The 4,593-nt window shown below is 46.5% G+C and carries 5 protein-coding genes; all 5 read left to right on the top strand.

The window, feature by feature from the left end:
• Window positions 1-94: 94 nt before the first annotated feature.
• The 5 genes from dusB to porB all read left to right on the top strand — a co-directional run bounded on the left by dusB (window position 95) and on the right by porB (window position 4,562).
• Entirely contained in the window at window positions 95-1,066 is a 972-nt protein-coding gene (gene dusB / locus PLL47_RS14510) for a tRNA dihydrouridine synthase DusB (RefSeq protein ID WP_324447232.1), read from the top strand.
• 592 nt (window positions 1,067-1,658) lie between these two features.
• Window positions 1,659-2,207, top strand: coding sequence for a pyruvate ferredoxin oxidoreductase subunit gamma (locus tag PLL47_RS14505; RefSeq protein ID WP_324447230.1), 549 nt, complete (start codon window positions 1,659-1,661; stop codon window positions 2,205-2,207).
• Window positions 2,204-2,464 carry a pyruvate synthase subunit PorD gene (gene porD, locus PLL47_RS14500; protein ID WP_324447228.1) on the top strand — a complete coding sequence of 87 codons (261 nt, stop codon included), beginning with the start codon at window positions 2,204-2,206 and terminating at the stop codon, window positions 2,462-2,464. The genes PLL47_RS14505 and porD overlap by 4 nt, the downstream gene beginning before the upstream one ends.
• A complete protein-coding gene (porA, locus tag PLL47_RS14495) occupies window positions 2,464-3,675 on the top strand; it encodes a pyruvate synthase subunit PorA (protein ID WP_324447226.1) in 1,212 nt (403 codons plus the stop codon). The genes porD and porA overlap by 1 nt, the downstream gene beginning before the upstream one ends.
• Window positions 3,672-4,562, top strand: coding sequence for a pyruvate synthase subunit PorB (gene porB / locus PLL47_RS14490; RefSeq protein ID WP_324447224.1), 891 nt, complete (start codon window positions 3,672-3,674; stop codon window positions 4,560-4,562). Before porA ends, porB begins: the two co-directional genes overlap by 4 nt.
• Window positions 4,563-4,593: the final 31 nt, after the last annotated feature.

Raw genomic sequence — 4,593 nt, 5'->3', positions numbered from 1 at the left:
AACAAGAGGAAAAGGGTAGAGATAATTTTACAGAAAAAGTGGCACACTGCCAAAAACATCTACAAATCAATAAAAAACTAAAACCAGAAAAAGCATGAAACTTAAAAAACTGAAAATTGGCAGGGCAGAACTTTCTGGAAACCTTCTTCTTGCACCTATGGCAGATGTAACAAATCTGGCTTTCAGGCTGCTTTGCAGGCGTTACGGAGCTGACCTTACATATACCGAGATGATAAATGCAGATGCTCTGCTAAATGAAAGCAGGAAATCTTTCATTAAAGGGCTGAGCTCTCCTGATGAGAGACCTTTCGGAGTTCAGCTTGTAGGGAGCTGTCCTGAGAAGCTAACAAAAGCTGCATTTTTTATTGAAGAGAAATACAGGCCTGAAATTATTGACATTAATATGGGCTGTCCTGCAAAATGCATTACAGGGGCTGGATGCGGTTCAGCTCTGCTAAACTCTCCTGAACTTGTATATACAATAGTTTCGGAGCTGACAGATTCCCTGAAGACTCCGGTCAGCGCTAAAATCAGACTCCTGGGAAGAGAGGAAAAAACGCTTGAAATTGCTCGCCTGATAGAGAAGGCAGGAGCATCAGCTCTTACAGTGCACGGCAGGACGGCAGGACAGATGTATTCGGGTAGCTCGAACCTTCCGGCAATAAAAGCTGTCAAAAACGAAATTTCGATTCCGGTCATTGCAAATGGGGATGTAAAAGACGAGGAATCTGCTGAGAGAACACTGGAACTGACGGGTTGCGACGGACTCATGATAGGGCGCGCTGCAATGGGGAACCCTTTTATATTCAAGAGAATCAGGTACTACCTGGAGACAGGTGAAAAGCTTGAAGCAGATAAACAATCCAGGCAGCTTGAAGATTTTGATACATATATTTCTCTCCTTGAGGAACACGACCTGCTTTCATCTATAAATCTCAGGATGCATGCACACTGGTTTACTAAAGGACTGCGCGGCTCGCGGCATATCAGAGAAAAAATTAATAGTTTGGAAGACGGAAAAGCCGTGACCGAACTGATAAGGAGTTTCTGCCAGGAAATATATTAAAATATCCATCTTTTAAGATGTAAGCTTTGTTTACGGAAATAATAAGAGAAAACGAGATCATGAAACACGTTAACCTGAAAATAATAATTATAAAACACCTAAAAAATAATTTATAAATAGAAGTATTTATAAGTACTTTTTCGACTTTCACCGAAAACCTAATAATAATCTACACTATTATCCATGAACTATCAGGCACCAAACGGCGTGAATATACAATTGAAAATATATTAAAACTCAAGATAATCATGATCCAATAGTTATGAATTCAAGATAATCATGACCCAATAGTTATGAATACTTTAAGGTTGACAAGTCTGCCGTCCAGAGTCTGAGTTAACGCAAATTGACCCTGGTATTCATGGTGTCTGAAGAAAAGCCAGATAAAGAATCGTACAGGGTAGGTACCGAGTTTCTAAACTGGCAGGTATTTATATAGAAACTAACTTCAGGTTAACCCTATTAACAGTAACTCAGTTAACAGCAGTGTGCTGACAACCAGATAAGTATGCCATCAGACTGCCGAGAACAGCTAAAACGCAAAAACATCAGAAATAGTATAGATAAACCGCATTAAAAAAGGAGAATCCAGATGAAGGAAATCAGAATACACGGTCGAGGAGGCCAGGGTTCTGTTACCGCGGCTGAGATGCTTTCCGTTGCAGCTTTTGAAGATGGAAAATTCAGCCAGGCTTTCCCCGCTTTTGGGGTAGAGCGCAGAGGTGCCCCTGTGCAGGCATTCACAAGGATAAGTAACAGCCCAATCAGGCTTAGAAGCCAGATTTATACTCCGGATTACGTTATTGTCCAGGATGCAACCCTGCTTGAAACTGTTAACGTTGCAAGCGGAATAAAAGACGATGGTATTATCCTCATCAACACAAAAGAAAGCCCCGAAGAACTCAAAATTGATACTAAAGCCAGGGTTATGACTGTGGACGCTACAAAGGTGGCAATGGACGTTATAGGCATCCCCATCGTAAACACTGTCCTCCTTGGAGCTTTTGCGGGCGCAACCGGAGAGATTAATGTAGAGTCCATCAAGAAAGCCATAAGGGACCGCTTTTCCGGCAAAGTGGCCGAAAAGAATTCAAAGGCTATCCAGAAAGCCTATGACCTTATCAAGGGGGAAGAAGCATGAAAATCCCAATTGGAGGAGTTTGTGAGCCGGGCTCTACTCTGGTAAATAAAACTGGAGGCTGGAGAAACTTCCGTCCTGTTTACATTTACGAAAAATGCACTAAATGCGGCATCTGTGAGATTGTGTGCCCTGATATGTCAGTCCTTCCCAGAGAAGACGGCTTTTTTGAATACAATTATGACTACTGCAAAGGATGCGGCATCTGCGCAAACGAATGCCCTGCAGATGCAATTGAAATGATACTGGAGGAGAAATAATGCCACTCAATTCAGCCGACAAAGCCAAAATGGTCGTCGTGGAAGGTTCCTACGCAGTTGCCCATGCAGCAAAAATCTGCCGTCCAAATGTGATTTCTGCTTATCCTATCACTCCTCAGACCCATATCGTCGAAGACCTCTCCCAGTTTATGGCAGACGGGGAAATCCCGAACTGTGAATATATTAATGTAGAATCTGAATTCTCCGCAATCTCAGCCCTTGTGGGAGCCTCGGCAGTCGGGGCAAGGACATATTCCGCAACTACATCCCAGGGACTTTTGTTAATGCACGAGGTTCTCTTCAACGCCGCAGGAATGAGACTTCCAATTATCATGACCGTGGCAAACAGGGCAGTAAGCGCCCCGATCAACATCTGGAACGACCACCAGGATGCAATTGCCCAGAGGGATACAGGCTGGCTCCAGCTCTATGCAGAGGACGTCCAGGAAGCAGCAGACATGGTTCCTCAGATCTTCAAAATCGCAGAGGACAAAGATGTGCTCCTGCCGGGCATGGCCTGCATGGACGGGTTTATCCTCTCCCACGTCTACGAGCCCGTTGTGCTGCTTGAGCAGGACCTTACCGACGAGTTCCTGCCCAAATATGAGCCTGAACACGTGCTTGACCCCAAAAACCCCCTGACCTTCGGAGCCTTTGCAGACCCCTCGACTTACACCGAGTTCAGATACCTCCAGGAAAAGGGAATGCAGGCAGCACTTTCGAAGATCGAGGCAGTTTCCAAAGAGTTCGCAGAGATCTTTGGCAGGGACCACGGAGGACTTATCGACGGTTACCATCTTGAAGATGCTGAGGTCGTAATCATGGCCATGGGCTCAATTGTGGGTACCATCAAAGACGTAGTTGACGAGTACAGGGCAAGAGGCGAGAAGATCGGTATCCTGAAAGTCAGGTCCTTCAGGCCCTTCCCGAAGATGCAGATAAGAAAGGCCCTGAAAAATGCCAATGCTGTAGTCGTGCTCGACAAGAACATCTCCATTGGAACAAATGAAGGTGCTCTCTTTACCGAGACCAAGTCCAGCATGTACAACAGCAGGTGTGACATCCCGATTATCGGCTATACCTTAAACCACGGAGGACGCGATGTGCCCGTAGAGCTCGTAGAGAAGATAATCGAAGAGACCAAGAAGGTCGCAAAATCCGGTATTACAGTTGAGAGCCAGTTTGCTGACGTCAAGGAGGAGTTGCTATGAGTAAAACCACACCTAAAACCTACCTTGCTCCGGGACACAGGGGCTGTGCAGGCTGCTGTGATGCCCTTGCCGCAAAGTTCATGCTCATGGGAGCAGGCCCGGACACTATCGTAATTAACCCTACAGGCTGCCTGGAAGTTATGACCACCCCCTTCCCGGAATCTGCCTGGCAGGTCCCCTGGATCCACTCCCTCTTTGAAAACGGAGGTGCAGTGGCATCAGGTGTCGAGGCAGCCTTAAAAGCCCTCGGCAGAAAGGAGGGCACCAAAGTCATCGGAGTCGGTGGAGACGGCTCGACAATGGACATAGGAATACGCTCCCTCTCAGGTGCCTTTGAGCGTGGACACGACATAACCTATGTCTGTGTGGACAATGAAGCTTACATGAACACCGGGATCCAGAGAAGCTCCGGAACTCCCTATGACGCTTCAACAACAACAAGCCCAGCAGGAAAAGTTTCCTTTGGAAACCAGCGCCCCAAGAAGAACATGCCAGCTATTATGGCAGCCCACGGCTCTCCTTATGTCGCCACAACCTCAATCGGTTTCCCGCGGGACATGATAAGGAAAGTCAAAAAAGCTACCGAAATTGTGGGCCCGACCTATATCCACGCCCACGCTCCCTGTCCCACTGGATGGGGCTTTGACGGCTCCAAGACTATCGAGCTTGCAAAACTCGCAGTAGAGACCTGCCTCTGGCCCATGTACGAAATGGAGAACGGTGAGATCACTCAGGTTAGAAAGGTCAAGGACCCGAGGCCAGTTGAGGAATACCTCCGCGCACAGAAGCGGTTCAAACACCTCTTCACCATGGAAGGCGGGGAAGAAGAAATAAAGAAAATTCAGGCCGCTGCGGACTGGAACATAAAACACTATGGACTTCAGTAAAAACTGAAGTTCTACATTTTTATTTTTCTTT

Source organism: Methanosarcina sp., from assembly GCF_035390745.1.
Classification (GTDB): Archaea; Halobacteriota; Methanosarcinia; order Methanosarcinales; family Methanosarcinaceae; genus Methanosarcina.
The sequence above is the reverse complement of the archived record's forward strand: the minus strand, read 5'-3'. Positions and strand labels throughout refer to the sequence as shown.

Bases quoted from the DNA above. Each gene is read 5' to 3' on its own strand.
- dusB (WP_324447232.1), top strand. From the start codon at position 95: ATGAAACTTAAAAAACTGAAAATTGGCAGGGCAGAACTTTCTGGAAAC.
- PLL47_RS14505 (WP_324447230.1), top strand. From the start codon at position 1,659: ATGAAGGAAATCAGAATACACGGTCGAGGAGGCCAGGGTTCTGTTACC.
- porD (WP_324447228.1), top strand. From the start codon at position 2,204: ATGAAAATCCCAATTGGAGGAGTTTGTGAGCCGGGCTCTACTCTGGTA.
- porA (WP_324447226.1), top strand. From the start codon at position 2,464: ATGCCACTCAATTCAGCCGACAAAGCCAAAATGGTCGTCGTGGAAGGT.
- porB (WP_324447224.1), top strand. From the start codon at position 3,672: ATGAGTAAAACCACACCTAAAACCTACCTTGCTCCGGGACACAGGGGC.